Source organism: Micromonospora sp. CNB394, assembly GCF_000374985.1.
GTDB lineage: Bacteria > Actinomycetota > Actinomycetes > Mycobacteriales > Micromonosporaceae > Micromonospora > Micromonospora marina.
This window is the reverse complement of record NZ_KB895903.1, coordinates 1-2,240: the sequence shown is the minus strand read 5'-3', so window position 1 is coordinate 2,240 and position 2,240 is coordinate 1. Positions and strand designations below refer to the sequence as shown.

General features: G+C 62.5%; 1 protein-coding gene. It reads left to right on the top strand.

Translation table 11 applies throughout. The features are described from left to right. Positions 1–527 precede the first annotated feature (527 nt). Positions 528–1,352, top strand: coding sequence for a helix-turn-helix transcriptional regulator (locus tag C569_RS32915; RefSeq protein WP_081636087.1), 825 nt, complete (start codon positions 528–530; stop codon positions 1,350–1,352). Positions 1,353–2,240 lie beyond the last annotated feature (888 nt).

The window sequence follows — 2,240 nt, the reverse complement described above, 5'->3', positions numbered from 1 at the left end:
AACACATGATCAACAGGCGGCTGCGTCCATGTTGCACCACCCCTACCGACACGTCTTACCTGGCCACGGCCCTAATGGCGGCTGCCGTACTAGGCTGCGAGCTCAGGCCCCGCCGTACCGAGGTGTCGCTAGCATCTCGGTACGCGGGGTCTTTCCGTTCATGCCGCATGCGCGCAAATTCGAAGCGGCAGACGGCCGGTGGGCCGCCACTCCGAGCGCCAGGGGTGTGGGTGCAGGATTTGACCCGGACGGCGGCCCTGGAGGTGGTTGGACGCGCCGACCATGCAGCCCTCGCGGATGCCCCGACGGCTGGCCACCCACTGGCCGACGTGACGCCCCTCGGCCAGCTGTGGCTGATGTTGCGAGTGTGACTCTACCCGAGGAGCCGCGCGATCGCGAACTCAGTGTGAGGAAATCTGCCACACATTGGCCGACCGTGTGAGATCACAGCACATCAGGTCGACGCCACGCGGGATCCGTGCATGCTAGATTGATCGAGAAGTCCCTCCTGCCCGAATTGATGCAAAATGACGACATCACCCGAACTCCCGGATCGGGGCGAGACGCCGCCCGAGCCCGGCTGGTCCGTTCTTCTCGCCCGGAGGATCGCTGCCGAGGTCCGATACTGGCGCGAGCAACGTGGCATGACCGCGCTCCAGCTGGCCAGGAGAACCGCTCAGCTCGGATATCAGATGCCTCGCAGTGTCCTCGCGAACCTCGAGAACAATCGGCGCGACACCATTACTGTCGCCGAATTATTAATCTTGGCTGCTGCGCTTGACGTCCCCCCCGTTCTGCTCATCGCACCGGTCGGACGTGAACGCGACATCGAAGTGCTGCCCGAAACGCGAACCACACCGTGGCATGTCCGCGGTTGGATTCATGGCGCGGTAGAACCTAACTACGAGGGATTCTCGGCCACAATGTGGCAACAGAGCAGGCGAGCCATCGCGCTCTACGACATCCACCGCCTCCTGGTCAGGGAACATCAACAGATTGAGCGACGAATCCAGCAGTTGGCCGATCAGGAGCACCTCGTCGTAGGTGATATCATCTCGGATGACCTTCGTCTGAGCCGGGGCCCACTGGCGGACTTCGTCGCCGAACTCGCCTACAGTCTCGACCGCCTGCGCGTGCATCGCGGCTTGATCAAGTCCGAGGGATTCCAGTTACCCGAATTGCCTCCAAGCATTTCAGTCGCGTTGAAGGAGACCGCACCAAGCGGCAGGCATCGGCAAGCCACTAGAGATGATCAGGATGATCACCTCTTACCGCCCCTGTTCTATCAGGAGTTGATGGCGTCTAGGCCATCTCGTGACGACGACGAACCGGACCAAGAATCGGCCGGGTGATCTTCTTCAAAGACCTACCGGCCCGTGAGTCACCGGGAGGTGGCCACTTGGCGTAGCGGTGTAGGCGGCGGGCCCGTTCAGTTAGCCACCTAATACGCGTGCTGCGGCGTCGCCGCGCGATGACCTCACGGACCTAGCGAACGAACTCGTCGACACCTGGTCACTAGCATGAGCAATTGTGCAGTGCTTCGGTATCCAAATCCGTTCGAAGACGTGGTCGCCCACAACTCGACGAGGCACCGCGAGTACGGCGTGTGTGCCCTACAGGCCGACGCGATTCGTGACGGTGCCGAGTTGCGCCCTGACACCGACCAGGTGAGCCGCGGCGCAGTCCCACGGTCATCCTGATTGGGGGACGACCTGCAGGCCGCTCAGCGTCATGAAGCAGGTGCCCGCGCCGTGAGTGGCAAGCGCCGGCTCGCTCAGGTCGTTGATGCTGACGATGAGCCCGAGCGCGTTCTTACCCTTCCGTTCGACTTTCTTGGCGAAGGCGTCAGCCTGTTCACGGCTGACCGGCTCCTTGGTCCACTTTGCCTCGATGCCCCAGTCGCCGCGACCGCAGCGCCGTCGAGGTCATCCGCCCGATCGACAGCCAGCGGAAATCGGCCCGCCGCTGGCGATGAGCCCTATTCCCATGGACTGCATCCAGACTCGCAACTTACTGGCGCTGACAGCCGTCCACAAACCTGACTGGCCGGGTTTCTCTTTTTGCCGAATATGCGTTCGCCCCGGTGCACAGTGACCGGTGGACCCACCTAGTACGGCAGCCGCCATTAGGGCCGTGGCCAGGTAGGACGTGTCGGTAGGGGTGGTGCAACATGGACGCAGCCGCCTGTTGATCATGTGTTTGTGAGAACTACAAGATCGAAGGCGGCTGCTGCTGCCAGG

What these genes read in the sequence shown, in the direction of transcription:
- C569_RS32915 (WP_081636087.1), top strand. Translation starts at nt 528, where the DNA reads ATGACGACATCACCCGAACTCCCGGATCGGGGCGAGACGCCGCCCGAG.